The sequence below is a fragment of the Halobellus inordinatus genome (assembly GCF_024498335.1).
GTDB lineage: Archaea > Halobacteriota > Halobacteria > Halobacteriales > Haloferacaceae > Haloquadratum > Haloquadratum inordinatus.
In genome coordinates, this window is record NZ_CP101825.1 from 639,601 (window position 1) to 662,043 (window position 22,443).

At 66.2% G+C, this 22,443-nt stretch carries 23 protein-coding genes; 11 read left to right on the forward strand and 12 right to left on the reverse strand.

All coding sequences use genetic code 11. The features are described 5' to 3' along the window. Nucleotides 1-55: 55 nt before the first annotated feature. Complete coding sequence (locus tag NO362_RS03295) at nt 56-1,051, reverse strand: tyrosine--tRNA ligase (protein WP_256546105.1); 996 nt, start codon at nt 1,049-1,051, stop codon at nt 56-58. 84 nt (nt 1,052-1,135) lie between these two features. Next, nucleotides 1,136-1,969 carry an aldo/keto reductase gene (locus NO362_RS03300; protein WP_256546106.1) on the reverse strand — a complete coding sequence of 278 codons (834 nt, stop codon included), beginning with the start codon at nt 1,967-1,969 and terminating at the stop codon, nt 1,136-1,138. Nucleotides 1,970-2,097: 128 nt separating this feature from the next. On the opposite strand from NO362_RS03300, the gene NO362_RS03305 reads away from it, so the two are divergent. Continuing rightward, complete coding sequence (locus NO362_RS03305) at nt 2,098-2,415, forward strand: PLDc N-terminal domain-containing protein (RefSeq protein WP_256288561.1); 318 nt, start codon at nt 2,098-2,100, stop codon at nt 2,413-2,415. Nucleotides 2,416-2,429: 14 nt separating this feature from the next. Here the strand turns inward: NO362_RS03305 and NO362_RS03310 are convergent, their stop codons facing one another. Then, nucleotides 2,430-4,409 (reverse strand): DUF460 domain-containing protein, encoded by a 1,980-nt coding sequence (locus NO362_RS03310; protein WP_256546107.1) that lies wholly within the window; start codon nt 4,407-4,409, stop codon nt 2,430-2,432. A 193-nt stretch (nt 4,410-4,602) separates the two neighbouring features. After that, on the reverse strand, nt 4,603-5,532 hold the full coding sequence (rnz, locus tag NO362_RS03315; RefSeq protein ID WP_369335097.1) for a ribonuclease Z: 930 nt from the start codon (nt 5,530-5,532) through the stop codon (nt 4,603-4,605). 94 nt (nt 5,533-5,626) lie between these two features. Between rnz and NO362_RS03320 the strand changes: the two genes are divergently transcribed. The 3 genes from NO362_RS03320 (at nt 5,627) to NO362_RS03330 (ending at nt 7,943) form a co-directional block, all read left to right on the forward strand. After that, nucleotides 5,627-6,172, forward strand: coding sequence for an SHOCT domain-containing protein (locus tag NO362_RS03320; protein WP_256546108.1), 546 nt, complete (start codon nt 5,627-5,629; stop codon nt 6,170-6,172). Nucleotides 6,173-6,239: 67 nt separating this feature from the next. Further along, the gene (locus tag NO362_RS03325) at nt 6,240-7,334 is read left to right on the forward strand and encodes an AAA family ATPase (RefSeq protein WP_256546109.1); all 1,095 of its coding nucleotides are present in this window, start codon (nt 6,240-6,242) and stop codon (nt 7,332-7,334) included. Between the two features lie 3 nt (nt 7,335-7,337). Next, nucleotides 7,338-7,943 (forward strand): protein sorting system archaetidylserine decarboxylase, encoded by a 606-nt coding sequence (locus tag NO362_RS03330; RefSeq protein WP_256546110.1) that lies wholly within the window; start codon nt 7,338-7,340, stop codon nt 7,941-7,943. A gap of 26 nt (nt 7,944-7,969) precedes the next feature. On the opposite strand, the gene NO362_RS03335 is transcribed toward NO362_RS03330, so the two are convergent. Next, the gene (locus NO362_RS03335) at nt 7,970-8,959 is read right to left on the reverse strand and encodes a methyltransferase domain-containing protein (RefSeq protein WP_256546111.1); all 990 of its coding nucleotides are present in this window, start codon (nt 8,957-8,959) and stop codon (nt 7,970-7,972) included. 176 nt (nt 8,960-9,135) lie between these two features. On the opposite strand from NO362_RS03335, the gene NO362_RS03340 reads away from it, so the two are divergent. Then, complete coding sequence (locus tag NO362_RS03340; RefSeq protein WP_121568755.1) at nt 9,136-9,699, forward strand: TATA-box-binding protein; 564 nt, start codon at nt 9,136-9,138, stop codon at nt 9,697-9,699. Between the two features lie 33 nt (nt 9,700-9,732). Continuing rightward, on the forward strand, nt 9,733-10,107 hold the full coding sequence (locus tag NO362_RS03345; RefSeq protein ID WP_256546112.1) for a DUF7473 family protein: 375 nt from the start codon (nt 9,733-9,735) through the stop codon (nt 10,105-10,107). Between the two features lie 39 nt (nt 10,108-10,146). On the opposite strand, the gene hisG is transcribed toward NO362_RS03345, so the two are convergent. Continuing rightward, nucleotides 10,147-10,992, reverse strand: a complete 846-nt coding sequence (gene hisG, locus NO362_RS03350) for an ATP phosphoribosyltransferase (protein WP_256288554.1) — start codon at nt 10,990-10,992, stop codon at nt 10,147-10,149. A gap of 128 nt (nt 10,993-11,120) precedes the next feature. Here hisG and hisB point away from each other — a divergent pair, with 128 nt between their 5' ends. Continuing rightward, nucleotides 11,121-11,723 carry an imidazoleglycerol-phosphate dehydratase HisB gene (gene hisB / locus NO362_RS03355; protein ID WP_256546113.1) on the forward strand — a complete coding sequence of 201 codons (603 nt, stop codon included), beginning with the start codon at nt 11,121-11,123 and terminating at the stop codon, nt 11,721-11,723. A gap of 46 nt (nt 11,724-11,769) precedes the next feature. Here hisB and NO362_RS03360 read toward each other — a convergent pair whose 3' ends face one another. Further along, nucleotides 11,770-12,636 carry a DUF8528 domain-containing protein gene (locus NO362_RS03360; RefSeq protein ID WP_256546114.1) on the reverse strand — a complete coding sequence of 289 codons (867 nt, stop codon included), beginning with the start codon at nt 12,634-12,636 and terminating at the stop codon, nt 11,770-11,772. Nucleotides 12,637-12,675: 39 nt separating this feature from the next. Then, nucleotides 12,676-13,458 (reverse strand): sulfurtransferase, encoded by a 783-nt coding sequence (locus NO362_RS03365; RefSeq protein ID WP_256546115.1) that lies wholly within the window; start codon nt 13,456-13,458, stop codon nt 12,676-12,678. Nucleotides 13,459-13,711: 253 nt separating this feature from the next. Between NO362_RS03365 and NO362_RS03370 the strand changes: the two genes are divergently transcribed. Beyond that, nucleotides 13,712-14,578, forward strand: a complete 867-nt coding sequence (locus NO362_RS03370) for a sulfurtransferase (protein ID WP_256546116.1) — start codon at nt 13,712-13,714, stop codon at nt 14,576-14,578. Between the two features lie 171 nt (nt 14,579-14,749). Here NO362_RS03370 and NO362_RS03375 read toward each other — a convergent pair whose 3' ends face one another. Beyond that, the gene (locus tag NO362_RS03375) at nt 14,750-16,357 is read right to left on the reverse strand and encodes a stage II sporulation protein M (protein WP_256546117.1); all 1,608 of its coding nucleotides are present in this window, start codon (nt 16,355-16,357) and stop codon (nt 14,750-14,752) included. Nucleotides 16,358-16,473: 116 nt separating this feature from the next. On the opposite strand from NO362_RS03375, the gene NO362_RS03380 reads away from it, so the two are divergent. Next, complete coding sequence (locus NO362_RS03380) at nt 16,474-17,094, forward strand: transcription antitermination protein (protein ID WP_256546118.1); 621 nt, start codon at nt 16,474-16,476, stop codon at nt 17,092-17,094. Nucleotides 17,095-17,268: 174 nt separating this feature from the next. On the opposite strand, the gene NO362_RS03385 is transcribed toward NO362_RS03380, so the two are convergent. The 3 genes from NO362_RS03385 to NO362_RS03395 all read right to left on the reverse strand — a co-directional run bounded on the left by NO362_RS03385 (nt 17,269) and on the right by NO362_RS03395 (nt 19,879). Then, on the reverse strand, nt 17,269-17,538 hold the full coding sequence (locus tag NO362_RS03385; RefSeq protein WP_256546119.1) for a DUF7553 family protein: 270 nt from the start codon (nt 17,536-17,538) through the stop codon (nt 17,269-17,271). 70 nt (nt 17,539-17,608) lie between these two features. Then, complete coding sequence (locus tag NO362_RS03390; protein WP_256546120.1) at nt 17,609-18,340, reverse strand: fumarylacetoacetate hydrolase family protein; 732 nt, start codon at nt 18,338-18,340, stop codon at nt 17,609-17,611. A 492-nt stretch (nt 18,341-18,832) separates the two neighbouring features. Further along, entirely contained in the window at nt 18,833-19,879 is a 1,047-nt protein-coding gene (locus NO362_RS03395) for an aliphatic amidase (protein WP_256546121.1), read from the reverse strand. Between the two features lie 304 nt (nt 19,880-20,183). Between NO362_RS03395 and NO362_RS03400 the strand changes: the two genes are divergently transcribed. After that, on the forward strand, nt 20,184-21,521 hold the full coding sequence (locus NO362_RS03400; protein WP_256546122.1) for a substrate-binding protein: 1,338 nt from the start codon (nt 20,184-20,186) through the stop codon (nt 21,519-21,521). Nucleotides 21,522-21,545: 24 nt separating this feature from the next. Continuing rightward, nucleotides 21,546-22,442, forward strand: coding sequence for a branched-chain amino acid ABC transporter permease (locus NO362_RS03405; protein WP_256546123.1), 897 nt, complete (start codon nt 21,546-21,548; stop codon nt 22,440-22,442). Nucleotide 22,443: the final 1 nt, after the last annotated feature.

Here is a 22,443-nt window from a genome sequence, read left to right on the forward strand (position 1 = left end):
CCGACCATCGCCTCCGGGAGTGGCGCTCGGCGGTACACAGTGAGAGTAATCACTATCAGTCCCGCTGCTCGCGGATCTTCTCGCGACCGGGCGCGATGAGGTCGTTCAGGTACGTCGTGAGCGCGCCCTTCGCGTCCGCCGGGTGGAGTTCGCCGGATTCGAGGTCGTCTTCGAGGTCCTGGTAACGCTCGTAGGTCAGATCGCCGCCGTACTGCTCGGGGCGTTCGACGACGACTTCGCCGAAGCGCGGGAAGATGTGGTACTCGAAGATCTGGAGGACGGGGTTCTCCCGCTCTTGTCCCTCGTCTGTCGGCTCTGGATCCGCGGTCGGCGGGCAGTACGCCTTGTTGACCTTGTCTTCGATGTCCGACGCGGAGTCTTCCATCGAGATGGAGACGCCCGAGGAAGTCGACATCTTGCCGATGCCGGTCGTCAGATCCGCGATCAAGGGCGTGTGAAGACACGTCGGCGCGTCGACGTCGATGCTCGGCAGCGTGTCGCGGGCGAGCATATGCACCTTGCGCTGTTCCATCCCGCCGATCGCGAGGTCGACGTCGAGATAGACGATGTCGAGCGCCTGCATCAGCGGGTAGACCGCCTGTGCGACGGTCGCGGTGTCGCCGCTCTGAATCTCCGCCATCGCGCGCTCGGCCCGCGAGAGCGACGTTTCGAGTTCGAGCGCGTGCAGGTCGAGCACGTACTCCTCGTCGAGTTGGAACTCAGAGCCGAGGACGAATTCGGTTTGGGACTCCTCGAGGCCGTAGGCGACGAACTGCTCTTGCATTCGGGTCGCCGTCTCGCGAATCTCGTCGAACGTCCCCTTGTCGTTGAGGTAGGCGTGGACGTCGGCCAACAGCACGACGATCTCGAAGCCCGCCTCCTGGAGTTCGATGAGTTTGTTCGCGGTCAGCATGTGACCGATGTGGAGGACGCCGGAGGGCTCATAGCCGACGTACGCCCGCTTTCCGTCCGGGGATTCGGCTAGCGCGCGCACTTCGTCCTCTGTGACCACCTCGGAGACGTTCCGGGTGATCTGCTCGTAGGCGTCCATACGTGCGCAGAATCGCGACTCCGGCATATGACTTCTGGGATGTCCTCGCGGACAGGATCGGGGACGCTGCCGACCGCGACGCGGTTACGACGGAATCCCGTAGATCTCGTCGTCGAGGTCGATCATATAGACGTTCTCCATCCGGTCGACGCCGTCGAGGCGGGCGACCGTGTCCGCGTCGAGGTCCCAGTCGAAGAGGTCGATGTTCGACTCGATGTGGTCGGGGTCCGACGACTTCGGGAGCACGACGACGCCTTTCTCGACCGCCCACTTCAGGACGATCTGGGCGGGCGAGACGCCGTAGGCGTCGGCTGGTTCGGTCACGAGCGGGTCGTCGAGGAACTCCGCGCGGGCCAGCGGGGCCGACGCTTCGACGACGATGTCGTGTTCGTCACAGAATTCGAGGTGGTCCTCCTGGAAGTACCAGGGGTGGAACTCGATCTGGTTCGCGGCGATCGGTACGTCGGCGACCTTCTGGGCGAACCGGAGCTGATAGGGCGTGAAGTTGCTCACGCCGACGTTGCGGATCAGGCCGTCGTTGTACGCGCGTTCGAGCGCCTGGAACGTCTCGCGCAGCGAAATAGTCGGGTTCGGCCAGTGGATCAGATACAGGTCGAGGTAGTCGGTGCCGAGGCGGTCGAGCGATGCCGACAGCGACTCCAGGACGTCCTCGTAGTGGAGGTTCGAGGGGAGCACCTTCGACGTCAAAAAGAGGTCGTCGCGGTCGTACTCGGCGATGACCTCACCGATCGTGTCCTCGTTCTGGTAGCCCTCGGCGGTGTCGATGTGGGTGTAGCCCGCATCGAGCGCGGTTCGAAGGCCGTCGCGGAGGTCCTCGCCCGAACTGTCCCACGTCCCGTAGCCAACGATCGGGAGTTCATCGCCACTCGGAAGCGTCCGGCTCGGCATCGAACTCATAGTCGGCCGTAGATACCTCGCGCGGCGTTGTAAAGAAGTGGGTCGGACGCGGTCCGTGTAGAGACTACCGGGGCGACTGCCGACCCCACTGGAAAGCGTCATACGCACGCGGTCCCAACGGATCGGCGATGGCAACGACCCGTTCGCCGCTCATCGTCCTCGGGGGGTTGGTCGCCGTGGCGTTCCTGCCGCTGCTCGTGATGTGGATCGTCGTCACCGACGTGGGGACGTTTGCGTACTTCGCGGGCTTCGCGCTGTACTTCCTCGTCGCCCACGTCGCGCTGCCAGGGTGGGTCTACCTCGACGCGACGGGGCGCGGGAGCGATGCCGTGCTAGCGTGGACGGCGCTGTGCTTTTTCCTCCCGTTCGTGGGCTTCGTCGTGTACTACTTCCTCGGTCAGCCTGACGCGCCCTACGAAGTCGATGCCACCGCTCGCGCTCGGTGAGAGGATAAAATCCGTTATCGGCTCTCGCTGCGCGTCTCCGCGCGGTGCTCGGAGATGATCTGATCGACCATCGACGCCTTCCGTTCTTTCCGGCGTTCCTCCGCGCGACGCTCCCAGTCGTCGATCGCGGCCTCGACGTCGGCCTCGCTGGCGACCGCGAGTTCGTCGACTTCCTGGATCGCGACGTCGTCGGCGGGCGCGACGGGGATATCGTGCTCGAAGAGAATCTGGTCAGCCATCTCCGAGAGGTTGCCGCCCGAGCGGAGGACGACGCGTGGATCGACGTCCGCCAGCCGTTCGGCGGTCGATCGCCCGGCCCCGGAGGCGTCACGAAGGTAGACGACGTCGCCCGCGGCGAGGCCGTACTGCTCGTCTGTCGTCTCGATGGCGTCCCGCGTGAACTGCTCGATCACCTTCACAGAGACGAGGTCGCCGTCGGTGTCGACGTCGGCGAAGTTCGAGTGATCGAGCTTCCAGAGACGTTTCAGTCGCTCTAACTTCCCGTCGAGTTCCTCGTTTTCCTCCTCTAAGGTCTCGACGCGCCGTTCGAGCCGGTCGTTCTCGCGTTCGAGACGTTTTACCTCGCGGCGCTCTCTGGCCTTCCGGCGCTCCTCGCGCTTCGCCTCCGAGAGTTTCTCTTTGTACTCCTCGATCGTCGCCTCGCGCTCGTCGATCGTCTCGTTGAGGTCGTCGACGTGCGATTCGAGGCGTTCGACGCGCTTGCGAAGCCGCCGAATCTCCTTTTCGTCGTCAGTGAGTTCGCGCTCCTCGTGTTCGGGTTCGGACTCCTCGTCGTCCTCGTCGTCCCGGAGGTCACGGAGGACGGCCTCGACGGACTCCTCACCCGCGACGACGCGGGAGATTACCGTACCGCGCTCGACGTCCGGCGGCACCTTCTGTGAGATGCGCTCGAACTGGTCCTCGTGGTCGTCGAGGGCGAACAGCGCCGCGGCGAGGGCATCCCGCTGGTGGTCGTTCTCGTAGGCGGCCTCGCGCGTGCGATGGAGCTTCTCGTCGACCGGGAGGTCCGAATGCGGCGTCCACGCGGCGGCGTCGAAGCTCCGCCGGAACTTCTCGACGGTCTCGGGCATCGGCGTGACGTCGGCCGCGACGACGATCGGTCGCCCGCGCTCGATGAGCCACTCGATCACGTCGGCCGTATCGGCGGTCCGCGTCGAGTAGACGTCGAGGACGGATCCGTCGAGGCCGACGACCGCCGCGGCCGTCGTCGTTCCGGGGTCGATCCCGACGACGACGTGGTCGCGCCGCTTGACTAACGGCTCGAACTCGATGCCGTCGTGGCGCTCACGTTCGATCTCGATTCGTGTGTCGCCAGAGCGACCGCGGGAGACCGGAATGTCAGTCGGCGGCGCTTCGACCGTGAACACGGCGTTCGCGTAGCCGCCGTACTTCTCTGTGACTTCTTTTTCGAATTCGAGGTCGGCCTGTCGGAGTCGCTCTTGGACCTCACGAGAGCGGCGCTTCACGGAGCCGTGAATCCGCCGCGTGTAGCGGTCCTGGCTCCACCCACCCTTGCCGGTCGAGCGCCCGCGAGACACCTTGACCGTCGTGGTGTCGCCGAACGCCGCCACCTCGTATCCGACGTTCGCCGCCGCGAGCCGTGCCGCGGCTTCGGCCTCCTTCATCGGCTTCTTCCCGTAGGGAACGCCGTGTCTGGAGGCGACGCGCGAGAGCGGTTCCGGCCGCTCTGCGCCAGTCACCTGCACGAGTTTCGTCTCCGCCGGAAGCGCTCGCAGAAAGTGGACGAGTTCGTCCTTGTCGGCCGCCAGCTCGTACATATTGTCGGTCGCGAGCATCGCCGGTTCCTCGCGGTCGAGGAGGCGGCGGAGCTTTCGGTGGGAGACCACGTCGCGGTCGACGTTCTCGCCATCGAAGGCGACGAGGGCGTACGAGGGCGCGTCCCCGCGGACGTCACCACTCTGGATGTCCACGCCGAAGACGAGGGTGTCGAGTGCGCTCGTCCGGTCGTTCACACCGTCGCTTGGGTGTCTGCGGATATATATGCCACGCCGGAGTGCATCACGAGCGTTTATACCGGAGGCCGGGGCCATCGCCGCCGTGACGTAACGCTCACCCCGCGCCGGTCAGCGGTTGTCCGGCCTCCCCGCGCGGGAACACTCGTGGCCGGCTGTTCGCAAACCAGATCCGATCACGACGAGCCGTCGCTCACTCGTCGTCCGGATACGGAATCTCGACTTTCTGTCCGTCGTCGGGGACGAACGCTCGCTCGCCGGAGAACGTCTGTTTCGCCTCGCGTTCGATCGGCGAGGCGTCGCCGGCGTACCGCGAGGAGATGTGCGTGAGCGCGAGCCGCTTCGCACCGGCGCGGTTGGCGACCTCGGCGGCCTCGCGGGCGGTCGAGTGGCCCGTCTGACGCGCGCGGTCGGCCCACTCCGTCGCGAAGGTGGCGTCGTGGACGAGCAGGTCGGGCTCGTCGACGACTTCGACGGTGGCGTCGACCGGGCGAGTGTCGCCCGTGTAGACGAAGCGCCGCCCGGGGCGGGGGTCGCCGACGACCTGTTCGGGGGAAATAACCGTGCCGTCGTCGAGTTCGACGGAGTCGCCGTCGTGGAGTTGGCTGAACTTCGGACCGACGGGAACGCCCAGTTCCTCGGCCTTCTCGCGGTCGAAACGACCGCGACGGTCGTCCTCGACGAGCGCGTAGCCGATCGAACTCGCGCCCCGGTGTTCGGTGGCGAAGGTTCGAACCTCGTAGTCCTCGGCGTCGAGCGCGACGCCGCCGGGACGGGTTTCGTGGACCGTGACGGGGAAACTCGGTCGATAGCCGCCGGCTTCGACGAGGCGTTCGAGGTGGCCCTTCGAGCCCGGCGGGCCGTGGATGGCGATCGGCTCCTCGCGGTCGTTGAAGTCGAGCGTCTGGATCAGCCCCGGAATGCCGAGGACGTGATCGCCGTGGAGGTGCGTGACGAACACGTGCGAGACCGAGAATCCGGTCCCGAACCGCATCATCTGCCGCTGGGTGCCCTCCCCGCAGTCGAACAGGAGCCGTTCCCCCTCCCGTTCGAGGAGGAACGCACTCGGCCCCCGCTCGGTCGTCGGTACGGCCCCACCCGTCCCGAGAAATGTCACGCGCATCGATATATCCGGTTCTGGGAGGCGACGGGGTAAACCCGTGTCGGATCATATCGGTGCGGCGTAACTTTTTGGTCGTCCTCCCGAACCGACGGGTATGGACGATCGCCGAGACCGACTGGACCGAGTGGGCTTCGATCCCGCCGACTCGGACGACCCCGTCGTCGCCGCCACCGCGCTCGTGGTCCTCGGAGCCGGGCTCGGATCGCTCTTCGGCGTCCCGCTGCTCGCCGCGGTCGACTTCTGGCTCGTCTTCGTCGTCGGCTACGCGGTCGTCGTTCCGCTGGTCTCACTCGCTCGCAGGAGACAACGCGCCGAAGCAGAGACCGATTCGTCGACGGCGCGTACTCCTCGGGTCGAACGGTCAGACGGTACAGTGGGAGGTGACCAGTGGAACGGCGCCGACGGAGGCGTCGACGCCGCGCTCGACCGGCTTCGTGACCGCTACGCGCGTGGTGACCTCTCCGAGGACCAGTTCGAGCGGAAGCTCGAAGTCCTCTTGGAGACGGACACTCCCGAGAATGCCCGCGAACGCATCGAGCAGAAGAGAGCGCAAGAGCGGGGACAGGAGTACGATGAGGGCCAGCGCGGCGACACTCGCGAACGGGAACGCAACGACCCCGAAACCGAGCGCGCCCCGTAACGGCCACCGAGCGTGTAGCGGCCGCGGAGGGAGAGTTTCTTAGCCCCCCGCCGACTACTCGCCGTCGATGGACGCGCCCCTGTGGACGGAGAAGCACGCGCCCTCGCTCTCGGACCTGCCACAGCAGGAGGTCCGAGAGCGACTCGCACGCACCGTCGACGAACCGATGAACCTCGTCGTGCAGGGCCCGCCGGGCGTGGGGAAGACCGCTGCCGTCCGCGCGCTCGCCCGCGAGGCGCACGAGGATCCCGACGCCGACCTCGTCGAGATCAACGTCGCGGACTTCTTCAGCCGAAGCAAAAAGGAGATCCGCGAAGATCCGCGCTTCGAACGCTTCCTGCAGGGACAGACGGCGTTCTCGAAACAGTACCGGCGCGGCGGCAAGGGGAACAAGTACAAACGCGAGTGGTCCAAGCGCGATATGATCTCGCACGTGATGCAGGAGCTCGCGTCGTACAAGCCCGCCTCGGGAACGTACAAGACAGTGCTCCTCGACAACGCCGAGACCATCCGCGAGGACTTCCAGCAGGCCTTACGCCGCGTGATGGAGCAGTACCACGAGAGCACCCAGTTCGTGATCACGACGCGGCAGCCCTCGAAGCTCATCCCGCCGATCCGCTCGCGGTGTTTCCCCGTTCCCGTACGCGCGCCGACCACCGACGAGATCGAAGCCGTACTCGTCGATATCGCCGACGCCGAGGAGGTCGGCGCCGAGCCGATGGCGCTGAACCTCATCGCCTCGAAGGCCGACGGCGACCTCCGCTACGCCGTACTCGCCGCCCAGCACGCTGCGATCGAGGGCGACGACGAGATCACCGTCGACGCGGCACAGACGGCGCTCTCGGAGGCCGGCCACGACGACGCGCTGAAGGCCGTCCTCGACGCCGCAGCCACGGGCGAGATCACCGACGCTCGCAAGCAAGTGACGTCGCTGCTGGACGACGAGGGCTTCGGCGGCCAGGAACTCCTCTCGGAACTGCTTCGCGTCGCCGACACCTACCCCGAGGAGTTCGGCGAGGCGAACCTCGTGCGACTCCACCGGCTCGCCGGACGCGTCGATCTCGACCTCGCAGAGGGCAACGACGGCCGCCTCCACATCACCCATCTCCTGGCGGCGTGGGCCGGCGGCCAGTCGGAACTCGACGAGGAGGCGCTGGCCTGAGCGATGCGCTTCGCTCCGGGCGCTCGTCGATTTGCAGTTCCCGCGTTCGCCGCAGCCGCAGTACTCGCGCCGTTCGCGTTCCCGCTGGCCGTCGTCGCGCTCGCCGCCGGCGGCTTCGTCGCGTGGTTCTTCCGTGATCCCGATCGCCAGCCCTCGGGTCCGGGCGTCGTCTCGCCCGCCGACGGCCACGTCTCGGTCGTGCGCGAGGAGGGCGATCAGCTCCGCGTGGGCGTGTTTATGAACGTCACCGACGTGCACGTGAACCGCGCGCCGTTCGACGGGCACGTCGAGCGCGTCACCCACCGTCCGGGCGCACACCGACCGGCGTTCTCGAAGGAGTCAGAGCGCAACGAGCGCGTCGACGTCGACGTCGCGACCGACGAGGGGCCTGCGGAACTCTCGCTTATCGCCGGTGCGTTCGCGCGGCGCATCCACCCGTACGTCGCCGCCGGCGACGACCTCGAGCGCGCACAGCGGATCGGCCACATCGACTTCGGATCGCGCGCGGACGTCCTCTTGCCGCCCGCCTATGACCGGGAAGATCTATTTGTCGAGGAGGGCGACAGCGTCCGCGCCGGCGAGTCTATTCTGGCAGCACGAGAACGGTAGACGGGTCGGACTCCGACGGCGGCGGATCACACACGCTGTAACACGTGGACGTGTCGGACCAGCGACCGGTGGACGCGGCGCTCGAAGTGCGCATCGACGGTCCAACCAGCCTCGCGGGCCTCGTCGTCCCAGGATCGGTCGGCGACGAGGACGCACGCGGGGGCCACGCGCGCCGCTTCAGCGAGCGCGCCGCCGACGAGGTCCGCGAGTTCGTGCCCGGCGATCTTCGACTGGCGACCGTAGGGCGCGTCGAAGACGACGGCGTCGACCGCGTCGTCGGCGAACGGGAGTGCAGTGGCGTCACCGCGGACGACGCCCCAGTCGGTCTCAGAGAGGTAGTGGTCGAGGTTCTCGGCCGCGCCGTGTGCCATCTTTGGCTGGGCGTCCGAGCCGACGGCGCGCGCGCCGACGAGCCCCGCTTCGATGAGCAGGCCGCCAGTGCCACACATCGGATCGAGCACCGTCGCATCCGGGAGCGCCGGGCCGGCCGCGAGGTTGACGTACGCGCGGGCGTCCATCGGGGCCATACTCCCTGGCTGGAAGAACGGCCGATCCGTCGGCGCGCGCGAACCGAAGGCCGCGTCGCGCTCGGCGGCGATCCAGCCGACGAGACAGACGTCGTCGGCGAAACAGACGCGGAGTTCGTGATCGGGGTCGTCGAGGTCGACCGAGAAGCCGCGGTCGACGAGCACCCCACCGAGTTCGCGCTCGGCCGTCGCGGTGCTCACCTCGGCCGTCGCGCGGACGTTCCGCGCCCGCACGGCGACGCTGCCGCGCCGCTCAATCGAGGCCGCTTCGAGGAGTGCGACCGCACTCGACACCGACGCGTCGGTCCGGCCGAGGAGTTCGGAGACGCGGCGCGTGTACGCGAGCGTCGGCACGCGGTCGAGACGGACGCCGCGGGCGGTGGCGAGTCCCGGGGCGACGCGCGTGACGGCCGACGCAGCGGCGCGGTCGGCCTCCAGGGCGGCGAACGCCTCGTCGTCCGCCTCGCCCGCGAGTTCCAGACAGTACACGCTCGTCCCTCGCTCTGCCCGCCAATGATAGTAGCGATTGCACGTCGAATCCAGGAATTCCAAAAGCGCGGTCCCGGCGGTTCGCGGCCGCCCAGACGCCGCGCCGTCCGGTGCTTGCGGCCTGTCAGCACCCGCACCAACCTTTTTAAACCTTAAATACGTCGTTTAAGTCGTCAATGAGCGACCCCAAGGACACCATCAACATCGAGAACGTCGTCGCCTCCACCGGGATCGGTCAGGAGCTCGACCTCCAGAGCGTGGCGATGGACCTCGAAGGTGCTGATTACGACCCCGAGCAGTTTCCCGGTCTCGTGTACCGAACCCAGGAGCCAAAGTCTGCGGCGCTCATCTTCCGTTCCGGCAAGATCGTCTGTACCGGCGCGAAGTCGACCGACGACGTTCACGAGAGCCTCCACATCGTCTTCGAGAAGCTCCGTGATCTGCAGATCCCCGTCGACGACGACCCCGAGATCACCGTTCAGAACATCGTCACCTCCGCGGATCTCGGTCGCAATCTCAACCTCAACGCCATCGCTATCGGGCTCGGGCTGGAGAACATCGAATACGAGCCCGAGCAGTTCCCGGGGCTCGTCTACCGGCTCGACGAGCCTGCGGTAGTCGCGCTGCTGTTCGGATCGGGGAAGCTCGTCATAACCGGCGGCAAAGAGCCCGACGACGCCCGCGAGGCCGTCGACGTCATCGTCTCTCGGCTGAGCGAACTCGGCCTGCTAGAGGACTGAGGTCGCGCTCTCGACGCTCTCGATTCGTTCTGTATGTTGCTGCCCATCCAATCCACCGCTGCCGGGAGTCCGATCGCGATCGCCGGAACGTTCGCCTCGTTCGCGATCTTCCTGTCGATCACCGCACACATCGCCGCCCGCAACGTCCTCGGAGACGTCCCCGTCCGCAACGCGTTCGTCGTCGGTCCCGTTCCCGCCGTCGTCGCCATCCTCGTCACGACGTTCGGGGTGAATCCTTTCGTGGGGCTCGTGGCTGCGCTCGTCCTCGATGGGGTCGCGATCGCGCTGCTCTACGAGCAGACGCGGCGGCTGTCGGCGTACATCACGCTCATCCACTTCGTCGTCAGCGTCATCCTCGGGACCATCATCTTCGGCGTGCTGGCGCTCCTGACGAGCGCGCCGGGGTAGCCGGTGTAACCTTCCGTCCGCTCGCGCGCCGCTCTCAACTCACTCGACGAGTCGCTCAATCTCGGTGACGAGGATTCCCGAGGCCCCGACGGCCTTCAGGTCGTTGACGACCTCGAAGACGTCGTGTTCCTCGACGACGACGTGGACCGCGACGGTGTCGTCGCCCGCGACGTCCATCACCGTCGGACCGCCGAGACCCGGGATGACCTCGCGGACGTCGTCGAGGCGATCCCGCGGCGCGTTCATCATCACGTAGCGCTTGTCTTCCGCGGCGAGCACAGATTCGAAGGCCGTCACGAGCTGTTCGACCTTCGAGTCGTCGGCGTAGTCCGGGTGAGCGTACAGCCGCACCGACGATTCGAGCACCTCGTCGACGACCGCGAGGCGGTTCATCCGCAGCGTCGTCCCCGTCGAGGTGATATCGACGATGGCGTCGGCCATCTCGACGTGTGGCGTCAGTTCCGTCGCGCCCGTCACCTCGACGACGTCGGCGTCGATCCCCTCCTCCTCGAGGTACTGCTGTGTGATCCGCGGGAACTCGGTCGCGACGCTCTTGCCCGCGACGTCGGCGGGATCGGAGATGTCGCCGTCCTCGGGTGCCGCGAGGACGAGTCGGCAGCGGCCGAACTCGAGATCGAGGAGTTCCACGAGGTCACACCCGGATTCGACGGCCTGATCGCGGCCGGTGATGCCGACCGCAGCGGCCCCGTCTGAAACGTACTCCGGGATGTCGGCCGCGCGGGCGAACAGGACGCTCACGTCGGGATCGACGGTGTCGGCGTAGAGTTTCCGGTCGGCGGCGCTCTCGATGTGGAGACCGGCGCGTTCGAGGAGGTCGACGCTCGGTTCGTGCAGGCGGCCCTTGTTGGGCACGGCGATGCGCATACCGGAGCGTCGCGCGCCCGGGACGTACCACTTTCGCTCGTTGTCGGGGGCGAGTCGGCACCCCGGCGGGCGCGACACGGGAGCGAGCGAGGCACAACGGTGATAGGCGCGCGCGTCGATTCGCCGGTATGAGCGACGACGACGGAACGGAGCGCACCGCGGCCGTCTCCCGCGAGACCTCGGAGACGACGATCGACCTCACGCTCACGATCGACGGCGACGGCGACGCCGCGGTCGACACGGGCGTCGGCTTCTTCGATCATATGCTCGAATCGTTCGCGAAGCACGGCCTGTTCGATCTGACCGTCCACTGCGACGGCGACCTCGACATCGACGACCACCACACCGTCGAGGACGTCGCGATCGTCCTCGGCGAGGCTTTCGCGGAGGCACTCGGCGACAAGCGCGGGATCGTCCGCTACGCCGACCGGAGGGTCCCGCTGGACGAGGCAGTCGCCGGCGTCGTCGTCGACGTGAGCGGGCGGCCGCACTTCGGTTTCGACGGGGACTTCTCCCAGGCACAGATCGGCGACTTCACGAGCGATATGGCGCGGCACTTCGCGTACTCGCTGGCGATGAACGCCGGACTGACGCTGCACACCGAGGTCGAGGGCGTCAACGCTCACCACGAGGTCGAAGCGCTGTTCAAGGCGCTCGCGCGCTCGCTCGACGACGCCACGCGGGTCGACCCGCGCCGGAGCGATACCCCGAGCACCAAAGGCGAACTCTAGCCCGGCCGAAGCGTCTCGTTCTCGGACGTTCCGACGCTGCTCGTCTTCAGGCCTTCCGGAGCGTCCCGCTGTCGTCCACGAGGAGGTCGCGGTCGACCGCGTACTCCAGAATTTGTTCGACGTGCGACTCCTCGAGATCGTACGCACCCGCTGCCAGTTCGACGATCTCCGCCCGCGGGATCGGGAACTCGCGATTGCCGAGCAGGCGCATCACAGTCCTGAACTCCTCGGGTTCCTCGTCAGTCGTCGACGACTCCGACGCGCGCTCGGGAGCCTCCGACGACGATTCCGGCGGGGATGACGCGTCAGCCTCTGCCGTGCCGTTGCTGGCGGCGTCGGGCATCGACGGCGCCGATTCCTCGTTCTCGCCGAGCGGCGGTGGCGACCTGGCGTCCTCCCAGGAAACGTCGTCCGAATCGGGGTCGGCCCCCGTCGCTGATTCTGTGTCCGCGTCCGCGTCCGTGTCCGTGTCCGTCTCTTTGTCCATATCCGTCTCTATATCCGTGTCCGCCTCCGCCTCTGTGTCCGTGCCCGCCTCCGTCTCGGGCGCTGCGTCGGTATCGGTCGACTCACTCGAATCGGCAGCGGCAGTGTCGGCAGCGGCGGTATCAGCAGCAGCGGTGTCGGCAGGGGACTGCGAATCCGGGGCCGGAGCCGACTCCGGAGAGTTGGGCGCGCCGCTCGACGCCGCGGGAGTCACGGAGCGGTCGGGGCCGTCCTCGTCGCTTCGGCCGACGCCGAGACGCGCGAGGAGCGGATCGAGCACGCCTTCGAGCGTCTCTAAGCAGTCGGCACAGAGGACGACCCGTCGCTGTTCGGCCTCGGTCGGCGACAGTTCCGGCGGGAGGACCTCGTAGACGCCCGCCGCGTCGTCGCCGCAGAAGTCACAGGTGCGAAGCTGACGCATCGGCATACCTGATGCTCCCGGGGCGCGCTCATAAAACCATTCGACCTACGCGGTTTCCAGCGGACCGCCGCGCTCGGTCCACTCGGTCAGGCTGCCCTCGTAGAACCCCACGTCGGCGTAGCCGAGCGAGCGCAACACGACGTAGGTGTGGCTGATTCGCCGGGCCGTGTTACAGTAGAGGATCACGCGCGCGTCGGGCGTCACGCCGACGTCCGCGAGGGTGTCCGTGAGTTCCGACTCGGGCCTGAGCCCGCGCGTCTCGTCGTCGACGAGTTCGCGCCAGTCGAGGTTGACCGCGCCGGGGAGGTGGCCCTCGGCGTACTCCCCGGGGTCGCGGGTGTCGACGACGACGGTATTCGGCTCGTCGAGCGCCGCGCGAACCGTCTCGTAGTCGACGAGCGGCGAGTGTTCGGGTTCTCGAACCGAATACGAGGTCGCCGTCGGCGACGGCGACTCGGAGGTCGTCTCGTGGTCGCGGTTCCACGCGCTGTAGTCGCCGTCGAGGAGGTGGAGGCGCTCCGGCGGGTGGCCGTACAGTTCCGCAGTCACGAGAAAGCGCGCCGCGAAGACGCCGTGCGTGTCGTCGTAGGCGACCACGTCGTCGTCCGGGCCGACGCCGGCGTCCGACAGCAGCGACTCCCACGTCTCCGCGCCGGGAAGCATCCCCTCGTCGCCCGCCTCGCTGCGGAACGTCTCGAACGGCACGCTCACCGCGCCCGGAACGTGGCCGATGCCGTCGTACTCCCACGCGTCCCGAACGTCTATCACCCGCACCTCGTCGAGTCGCGACGCCAGCCAGTCGGCCGAGACGACGACGTTCTCGTACATAGCTACCAGTACCGGCGCAGCGCCCTTCAACGTGGCCGATGTTGGCGTGGTTCGCCCGCTGTCAGAGAAAGAGGACTATATTGCCTATTAATTCGGGCGTCGAGACGAGGGAGGTCGTCGTGTGGACGCCGTCGCGCCCCCGAATCCTGTCACGATCCATTAATGCGGCAAGATTCTCTGGATAATGCGAGGATGGGCAGTACACGCCGTAGCTGTGAGGATTATACCGGATGGGGGTGTATAGAAGGACGCAATGACAGACGACGGTTACGCCAAAGACGTGCTCGTCTCCCCCGAGTGGGTAGAGGAGTACCTCGACGAGTTCCAGAGCGACGACCCCGCGTATCGACTGGTGGAAGTCGACGTGGACACGGAAGCGTACGACGACAGCCACGCCCCCGGTGCGATCGGCTTCAACTGGGAGAGCCAACTGCAGGATCAGACCACGCGCGACATCCTCAACAAGGAAGACTTCGCCGACCTCCTCGGCAGCCACGGTATCTCCGAGGACTCCACCGTAGTGCTGTACGGCGACAACTCCAATTGGTTCGCCGCCTACACCTACTGGCAGTTCAAGTACTACGGCCACGACGACGTTCGCCTCCTGAACGGTGGCCGCGACTACTGGATCGACAACGACTACCCGGTCACCGACGAGGTCCCCGAGTTCTCCCCCGTCGAGTACACCGCGAAGGGACCGTTCGAGTCCATCCGCGCGTACCGCGACGACGTCCAGCACGCCGTCGACGAGGGACTTCCGCTGGTCGACGTCCGCTCGCCCGAGGAGTTCCGCGGCGACATCCTCGCACCGCCGGGACTGCAGGAGACGGCTCAGCGCGGCGGCCACGTCCCCGGCGCGAGCAACATCTCCTGGGCGGCGACCGTCAACTCCGACGGGACGTTCAAGTCCGCCGAGGAACTCCGAGAACTCTACGCCGAGGAAGGCATCGACGGCTCGAAGACGACCGTCGCCTACTGCCGGATCGGCGAGCGCTCCTCGATCGCGTGGTTCGCGCTCCACGAACTGCTCGGCTACGACGACGTCGTCAACTACGACGGCTCCTGGACGGAGTGGGGCAACCTCGTCGGCGCGCCGATCGAGACCGGCGACGCTCAATAATCGCGTCGCGGTCGGGGCGTCACGGGCGGCAGCACGTGGCGCTCGACAGACCGACGCGACCCGGTGCCTCTGACACCTTCTCTTCTCGTCCGCTGACTGCGGCCCTCCGATTTGGCTTCTCCAAAGTCACCCGTCGCTTTCTCGCCCGTGAGCGACGGCGGGCGGCGGCGTTCACCCAGTCAGCACGAGGCTGGCGATCGCGGGCGTGAGAAACGCCTCGATGAACGCCGCGAGGACGAAAAGCGGCACGAGGCCGAGGAGGACCCGATAGGTCCGACGGATGGCCGATGCGACCTCGTCGGCGACGAGTCGCCCCCGAGCAGCACCGAGGCCGACGCCGCCGAGCCACAGGCCGAGACCGCCGCCGACGACGAGTGCGGGGATCTCGACGACCCCGTGCGGCGCGACCAGCGCGAGGAAGGCGATCGGATCGAAAACGCCGCCGACAGCGCCGACGATGAGTCCGTTGAACCCGAGCGTCACCACCGCCGGAATGCCCGCTGCGAGGCCGCTGAAGGCCACGTCGCTGGCGACCAGCCAGTTGTTCACGGCCAGGTTGACGAAGGTCCCGCCGGGGAACGCGCCGAAGACGTTACCCACGTCGCTGCCGACGGGGAGCGACACGCCGAGGGAGGCCGTCGCTCGCCACCCGATCGCGCCGCCAGCGAGGACGATGGCGAGCGAGGCGACGTTCGCGAGCGGGTGGTCGCCGACGAACCGCCCGACAGCTCTGAGCCCGCCGACGAACGCCGATCGGAGTCGGTCGCCGGGAGGAGCCGCCTCTAGCGTCGGCGGGAGCGGCCGTTCCGCGTACAGCGACGTCTTGAAGCCGTCGAGGACCGGCGGGACGACGATGGCGCTCACGAGACCGGTGACGCGGGTCGCACCGGCGACCGACGCGACGCCCGCGACCGAACCAGTGACAACGAGGGCACCGAACGCGACGACGACGTAGCCGAGGAACGCCGTCGGGCGACGGAACGGGAACCGAACGCTGCGTCGGACGGCCGCGACCGCGCCGACGTCGTCGACGACGACCGCCTGCTCGGCGAACGCAAAGAGGAGGAAGACGACGAGAACCGCGACGAACGCGACGATCGAGCCGATCCCGACGACCGCGAGCGCGAGCACCGACGACTCCGCAGACGGACCGGCGGCCGCCGAGGCGGACGTGGAAGCCGCGACGCCGCCCGTCGAGGTTCCGACGACCGAGCCGACGGCCCACACGACTGCGGCTCCGATCGGGACGAGAACGATCGCGAGCGCCGCGAAAAAGAGCATACGAACGCCGAGGAACGAGCGCCAGTACGTCCCCGCGCCTTCGACCGCGGCGAGGACGCCGTCCTCGTCCTTCAGGAGGCCGAAGACGGTGCTGATCGCTGCCGCACCGCCGACAGCCGAAACGGCGATCGAAAGGAGCATCGAGAGGAACACACCGAGGAGGACGACCCCCACGATATCGGGCGTCAGGAGGTTCGCGACGGCGTCGCCGAGATCCGGCCCGAGTTGGTCCGGATCGACCGCGCCGAGGTCGACAGACCCCGGTCCGTCACCGCTCGCAGGCGGCGCCGAGTCGCTGGCGGCGTCGCGGAGCGCGTCGACGAACGGCTGCAGCCGTCCGCTGCTGGCGGCGAGCCACAGAGCGAGAAGCGCAGCGAGGAGCAGCGGGACGCGAGCGACGCCGTACAGACCGCTCACCAGGAGGTACACGGGGATGACCGACGCCGAACGCTCCCAGAGCATCCGGCCGCCGGTGCGGAGGGCTGAGGAGGGATTCACGGCACGAACGTCTCAGCCGCGAGACATAGATGTTCGGGGCCTCCGACAGCGCGCAGACGTGTCAGCTATCCCGACGTGTCGATGGCTACAAGCGATTTGCGGGCCAACAGTGCTGTATGAACGGACGCGACCTCGCGACGGAACTGCGCGACGGCCACGAGACCGCCTTCTCCCGGCTGGGATCCTCGAAAGCGATGTACGCCCTCACCGGCGGCGAGATGGAGGCCGAGCAGGTCCGCGCGGCCGCCGCGGACGACGCGCTCGCACTCGCGGCAGTGCTCGACGAATGGACGGCGAGCACGGCCGAAAACGGCGACATCGGCGCACTTTACTCCGAACTCGCGGACGCGGCTCGCGGGCACGCCGCGTCGGTGGTCGATGACCCGTCGCTCGACGACCTACCGGAGCGCTACGAGACGCTTTCGCGACTGGAATCCACGCCTGATCGCCTCGGCGGCCTCCTCGGTCGCTACCTCGTCACGCTCGAACACGTCGGCCAGATGGTCGGCTTCTTCGTCGGCGACGCGGATCCGATGGCCGCCGACGACTTCCGCGGCCTTCGTTCGGATCTCGAAGCCGAACGCGACCGCGTCGCCGACGCCCTCGACGACGTCTGTGAGAGCAACGACGACTGGGACGCCGCACGCGACGCCGGCGACGCCGTGATCGACGCGGCCTACGACGACTACGTCGAGACGCTCGAATCGATGGGGATCAAGCCGAAGAACGTTTGCTAGGACGATCATGGCGTCTGTGGTCGACCGCACGGTGGCGGAGCGCGCAGCAGCCGCTGGTCCCGACGCCGATGCGGACGTCCCAGCTTGACCCTGTGATTCGGTGTCAATCTCCACCCGAAACGGAGGGGTTCGGGACTGAGACAGCCAAGAATAGGCGCGTTCGTCTGCCGCGCGTCAGACGCCTTCGACGCCCTCACGGAACGTCGAGACTTTCGAGCGAGCGTCGACGACAGCGTCGTGGGCGTCGCCGTCGGTCGCGTCGGCCAGTTCCGCGAGTTCGTTCATATGCCGAGCGAGTCGGCCGTGGTCCGGTTGCTCCTCGCGCACGGCGAGCGTCGCGAGCGCGTCGGACTGGTCGTAGATACGTCGCTGGACGTCACTGTCGGCGGCTTCGGCGGCGGCACGGAGCCGCTCGCTCGCTTCCTGGAGGAGTTCGCGTGACATACCGTACGGTTCCGGCCACAGACACATTACTTTTGAGCCCTTGTCACGAGAGCTGTTGGCGTACCGACGCCTACCGCGATGCGTCGTCGGGCGCGATCACGTCGTTTCGGAGCGTTCCGACGCCCTCGTAGGTGATCTCGATTCGGTCGCCCGGTTCGATGAGGCCGGGATTTGCCGGGCTGCCGAACGCGACGACGTCGCCGGGGCGGAGCGTGAACCGTTCGGAGAGGAACGAGACGATCTCGTCGGGGCCGAACAGCATCAACTCCGTGTTCGCGTCCTGCCGGACCTCGCCGTTGATCTGCGTCTCCATCTCGATCGCACTCGGGTCGAGGTCCGTCTCGATCCACGGCCCCAGCGGACCCGACCCGTCGAACGCCTTCCGCGCGGTTCGGCCCGCCTGATCGAGGGCGTCGACGTCGTTCAGGATGGTGTACCCGCGAACGACGTCCGAAACGTCCTCGGGCGCGACGTCGCGACACCGCCGGCCGACGACCGCGGCGAGTTCGCCCGCGTAGGTGAGTTCGTCCGTCCACGCGGGGTATCTGATCGACCTCTCGTGACCGAGCAGCGACGCGGGCGGCTTGATGAAGAAATCCGGCTCCTCGGGCCGTTCGTAGTCCATCTGATCGAGAGTTTCCGCGTAGTTCCGGCCGACGCAGTACAGCGCCGACGGGGTGCAGGGCGCGACGAGGGATCCGTCGCGTCCGACGACGTATTCGCCATCGTCGGCGACGACGACGCCGTCGTCGTACCGTCCGCGAACGATTCCGTCCGGAGTTTGCAGCCGTGCGAGTCGCATACGCGGACGTCGACGACCGGGAGCAAAGGTCTACTGTCTGTGGTCTGTTGAACTGCGAGCAGAGACTCCTGGGAGCAGCGGCGCGGGGAGGTGTCGCCGTTCGCGCCGCCCGTAGACGTGCTGTCTGTCGAGCACGAGTGGGGCGACCGTCAGCTCATCGGCAGTGAGTTCGTTCTCCGGTTCCAGCCGGGTCGGGAACCTGCTACAGGGGTGTGGTCGCCGTCGAACACCCGCAGCTAGTGACCTCTCGGACGGCGTCCGCTCTCACTCGGCCGATCCACCGCAAGGAGAGAGTAGAGTCGGTGCTCCGCTCTCAGGTGTTGATCGGCCGTTCGCGGGCAGTGACAGACTGGTGGCCCCAGAAGGGGCGCATCCACGAAACGACCCTGCCGCAGGGCCTCACTCGAATAGAAAAACTGCGGAATGACGGACGTCGATACTGGGATGCAGACGCGCGTTGCACGGGACAACGGACGTCGACGGACGGACCGATCAGTCGTCGGCGGTGAGGTCCTCCGGTTCGGGGATCGACAGGCCTTCGATCGGTGCATCGGGCGTGCCTGTGGTCGAGCGCGTGATGCCCTCCATCTGTTCTTTGGCCTTTTCGGGGTTGTTCACCCAGTCGTCGTAGAACTGGAACGGGTTCGCTGCTTCGCCGTCGCCGAGGCCGGCGGCCTCCGTCGAGGTGTAACCACGGTGTAGCAGTTTGTACAGGTGGTTCTGGCTCTGCCAGTTCGCGCGTGCGTCGCGAATCTCCGGAACGGAGAGTTCGGCGTACTGCCAGACGTCCTCCTCGCCTCCGCACTGCCCGAGCACGCGGCCATCGAAGCCGACGATATTCGAGTTGCCGAAGAACGAGTACACCTCGTCGCTGCCAGCAAGATTCGCGACGGCTACGTAGGCGTTGTTCGCCCACGCGGCGTGTCGCGCGACGATCTCCTGTTGATCGTTGGCCGGGTACATGTACCCCTGGCAGCGGACGATCAGCTCTGCACCCTTGTACGCGCAGTCGCGCCAGATCTCGGGGTAGTTGCCGTCGTCGCAAATGATGAGGCTGATCTTCAGACCCTTCGGGCCCTCGGTCACGTACGTCTGATCGCCGCACGTCCAGCCCTCGATCGGGGTCCACGGGATGACCTTGCGGTACTTCTGCTGAATCTCACCTTCGTTATCGATCAACAGCAGCGTGTTGTACGGGTTGCGCTCGGGGTGGTCCTCGTGTTTTTCGCCGGTGATCGAGAAGACGCCCCAGACGTCGTTCTCCTTGCACGCCCGCGAGAATATCTCCGTCTCGGGGCCGGGAACCTCCGTCGCGAGCTCGTTCATCAGCTCCTCGTCGTAGGTGATCCCCTGCGTCGAGTACTCCGGGAAGATGACGAGATCGACGCCCGGGGCGCCGGTTTTGATCCCCTCGATCTTGTTCGCGATGTTCTCACACTGTTCGAGCACTTCTTCTTTCGACTCCGGGCTCGGGGCCGAGGTCTGATGGACCGCTACACCGACCGCGTCTCCGGACGACGAAATGTCACCGTGTCTCATCGATACAATCATCCAAAGTTTAGACTGTTTATTAACTCTTTCTTAAATTATAGCCATATTGTTCCAGCAATTGAACTGGTATGCACTCCTTTAGGTACTGTTTGGAAATCCAGTGCTTCCAGACCCCAATATGCAGTCCTCTAGCACCCCCTGTTTGGCTTTAGGCCCCAATTACTACGGATTCTATTGCCTATAACTATATTAGGTGGAAAATTGTCTACTAACTCTAACTTATTTTAATCATCTGTTTGCAAATACTGCGCTAATACACATCTGTTTACTTATCACCCGGCCTCGGTTAGGTATGGACTACGAAAGTTCAATCGAAGACTACGGACGCAAACTCAGTCGCCGTAATGCACTCAAGATGGCAGGGTTGGCCGGGATCACCGGCCTCGCCGGGTGTTCCGGTGGCAGCTCCGCGGGCGGCAGTTCCGATAGCGGGAGTAACGGGGACTCGGGCGCGAGCGACGAACCACTGACCGTGGGCGCGCTGTACGCGTTGAGTGGGAGTACGGAGGTCATCGGCCGGCCGATGATGAACTCCACGGAACTGGCGATCCAGCAGATCAACGACGCGGGCGGCATCAACGGCCGCGAGATCGAACTCGTCAAGGCCGATACGGCGTCGGCGCCACAGACGGGGATCGAGAAGTCGAGACAGCTCATCAACCGCGACGGTTGCAGCATCGTGTTCGGGGCGTACACCAGTGCGATGCGGAACGCCATCACCGACATCTACGTGGAGAACGAAGTCCCGCTCTTCTACCCGACGCTCTACGAGGGCGGTGTCTGTCGCGAGATCGAAGGTGCGGAAGGGTTCAGCGGCGAGATCAACATCCCCGAAGAGAGTCTCGAGTGGGTCTTCTTCAACGGTGCCGTACCGAAGCAGCAGATTCAGCCCTATATCCCGTGGCTGATGGAGGAGTACGATATTAGTTCGTTCTACCTGATCGGCTCCGATTACGTGTGGCCGCACACAACCAACGCCGTCGTCGACGACTTTGTTCAGGAGAACGGCGGCTCGATCGTCGCCGAGGACTACGTACCGCTCGGCTTCACCGACTGGGGCTCGAAGCTCAGCGACATCCAGTCCTCCGGCGCCGACGCAGTGTACTTCACCACGGTCGGGACGAGTATGGTCGAGATGCTGAATCAGGCCGGCTCGGTCGGACTGATAGACGAGATGGTCTGGGCCGGCAACATTATGAGCGAACAGGAGGCTATCGCCGCCGGCGATGCCGCCGACGGTGTCCTGACCTCCGCACCGTACTTCACGAGCCTCGACGGGGAAGCCAACGACGAATACATTTCGAGCTACGAGGAGGCGTACGGCACTGATACGACGCCGAATTTCGTAGCGGAGGCGTCGTACTTCGGGCCGCACCTGATGGCCAACGCGTTGACCGAACACGCACCTAGTGCCTCGTCCGGCGCGGAGGTCAAAGCCGCGCTGGAGAATCCTATTTCGATGGACGCACCGCAGGGAACCGTCTCGATGGATCCGGCAACACACCACGCGACGCTGCAATCGCGCGTTGGCGAGTTCGACGCCGAGAGCGGAGCGTTCGAAGTCCTGACCGAATTCGGCCAGATCGAACCGTACGGGATCACAGTCGCAGAGGGCTGTCTGGACGTCTAAGTCACACCCATCATTCGGCACATCATGATCTCAACATTAGCAACAACCATTCCGTTACAGTTGGCCGATCGGGTACTGATATCGCTCACGTCGATCTCGGGGCTGATCCTCGTCGCCTCCGGATTGACGATCATCTTCGGCCTGATGGGGGTGCTTAACCTCGCACACGGCGCGCTGATGATGGTTGGAGCGTACACCGCATACGCCGTCCAGAGCGCCGGCTTCTCCCCGTGGCTCAGCATCGTGATCGCGCCCCTCGTCGTGGGGCTCGTCGGCGTCGCGATGGAGGTCACTCTCATCCGACGACTCTACGACCGGCCGCTCGACACCCTCTTGGCCACGTGGGGCGTCGCGATCGTGCTGCAGGAGGCCGTGACGATCGCGTTCGGAACGTCACAAAAGAGCGTCGCGCCCCCGATGGAGGGTTCGATCTCTCTGCTCGGCGTGACCTACCCTATCCATTGGGCGTTCATCATCGTGGTGGCCGTCGTGGTGATGGCGATCACGATCGGACTGTTCGCCTACACCGACATCGGGATTATGGCGCTCGCCGTGATTCAGGACCGCGAGATGGCTGCGGCTGTCGGCATCAACACGCGCGTCTCTGACCGGACGACGTTCGCGTTCGGCTCCGCGCTGGCGGGGCTGTCCGGCGCGATTATGGCCCCACTCCTGAGTGTCAGCTCGACGATGGGAATTTCCTGGCTCGCCGACTCCTTCCTCGTCGTTATCGTCGGCGGGATCGGGACCTTCACAGGAACCATCGCCGGCGGGGTTCTCCTCGGTGGACTCGACAACCTGTTCCGAACAGTCATCTCCGGGTACACTTCGATCGCGCAAGCTGCCGTGCTGTTGGTCGCATTGATCATCATCCGCTACCGACCGCAGGGGCTCGTCCCCACGACGGGGGGTGGTGAGTGAG

What these genes read in the sequence shown, in the direction of transcription:
- NO362_RS03405 (WP_256546123.1), top strand. Translation starts at nt 21,546, where the DNA reads ATGATCTCAACATTAGCAACAACCATTCCGTTACAGTTGGCCGATCGG.
- NO362_RS03395 (WP_256546121.1), bottom strand. Translation starts at nt 19,879, where the DNA reads ATGAGACACGGTGACATTTCGTCGTCCGGAGACGCGGTCGGTGTAGCG.
- NO362_RS03320 (WP_256546108.1), top strand. Translation starts at nt 5,627, where the DNA reads ATGGACGATCGCCGAGACCGACTGGACCGAGTGGGCTTCGATCCCGCC.
- NO362_RS03390 (WP_256546120.1), bottom strand. Translation starts at nt 18,340, where the DNA reads ATGCGACTCGCACGGCTGCAAACTCCGGACGGAATCGTTCGCGGACGG.
- NO362_RS03360 (WP_256546114.1), bottom strand. Translation starts at nt 12,636, where the DNA reads ATGCCGATGCGTCAGCTTCGCACCTGTGACTTCTGCGGCGACGACGCG.
- NO362_RS03370 (WP_256546116.1), top strand. Translation starts at nt 13,712, where the DNA reads ATGACAGACGACGGTTACGCCAAAGACGTGCTCGTCTCCCCCGAGTGG.
- NO362_RS03380 (WP_256546118.1), top strand. Translation starts at nt 16,474, where the DNA reads ATGAACGGACGCGACCTCGCGACGGAACTGCGCGACGGCCACGAGACC.
- NO362_RS03295 (WP_256546105.1), bottom strand. Translation starts at nt 1,051, where the DNA reads ATGGACGCCTACGAGCAGATCACCCGGAACGTCTCCGAGGTGGTCACA.
- NO362_RS03300 (WP_256546106.1), bottom strand. Translation starts at nt 1,969, where the DNA reads ATGAGTTCGATGCCGAGCCGGACGCTTCCGAGTGGCGATGAACTCCCG.
- NO362_RS03330 (WP_256546110.1), top strand. Translation starts at nt 7,338, where the DNA reads ATGCGCTTCGCTCCGGGCGCTCGTCGATTTGCAGTTCCCGCGTTCGCC.
- NO362_RS03385 (WP_256546119.1), bottom strand. Translation starts at nt 17,538, where the DNA reads ATGTCACGCGAACTCCTCCAGGAAGCGAGCGAGCGGCTCCGTGCCGCC.
- hisG (WP_256288554.1), bottom strand. Translation starts at nt 10,992, where the DNA reads ATGCGCATCGCCGTGCCCAACAAGGGCCGCCTGCACGAACCGAGCGTC.
- NO362_RS03325 (WP_256546109.1), top strand. Translation starts at nt 6,240, where the DNA reads ATGGACGCGCCCCTGTGGACGGAGAAGCACGCGCCCTCGCTCTCGGAC.
- NO362_RS03365 (WP_256546115.1), bottom strand. Translation starts at nt 13,458, where the DNA reads ATGTACGAGAACGTCGTCGTCTCGGCCGACTGGCTGGCGTCGCGACTC.
- rnz (WP_369335097.1), bottom strand. Translation starts at nt 5,532, where the DNA reads ATGCGCGTGACATTTCTCGGGACGGGTGGGGCCGTACCGACGACCGAG.
- NO362_RS03305 (WP_256288561.1), top strand. Translation starts at nt 2,098, where the DNA reads ATGGCAACGACCCGTTCGCCGCTCATCGTCCTCGGGGGGTTGGTCGCC.
- hisB (WP_256546113.1), top strand. Translation starts at nt 11,121, where the DNA reads ATGAGCGACGACGACGGAACGGAGCGCACCGCGGCCGTCTCCCGCGAG.
- NO362_RS03345 (WP_256546112.1), top strand. Translation starts at nt 9,733, where the DNA reads ATGTTGCTGCCCATCCAATCCACCGCTGCCGGGAGTCCGATCGCGATC.
- NO362_RS03400 (WP_256546122.1), top strand. Translation starts at nt 20,184, where the DNA reads ATGGACTACGAAAGTTCAATCGAAGACTACGGACGCAAACTCAGTCGC.
- NO362_RS03340 (WP_121568755.1), top strand. Translation starts at nt 9,136, where the DNA reads ATGAGCGACCCCAAGGACACCATCAACATCGAGAACGTCGTCGCCTCC.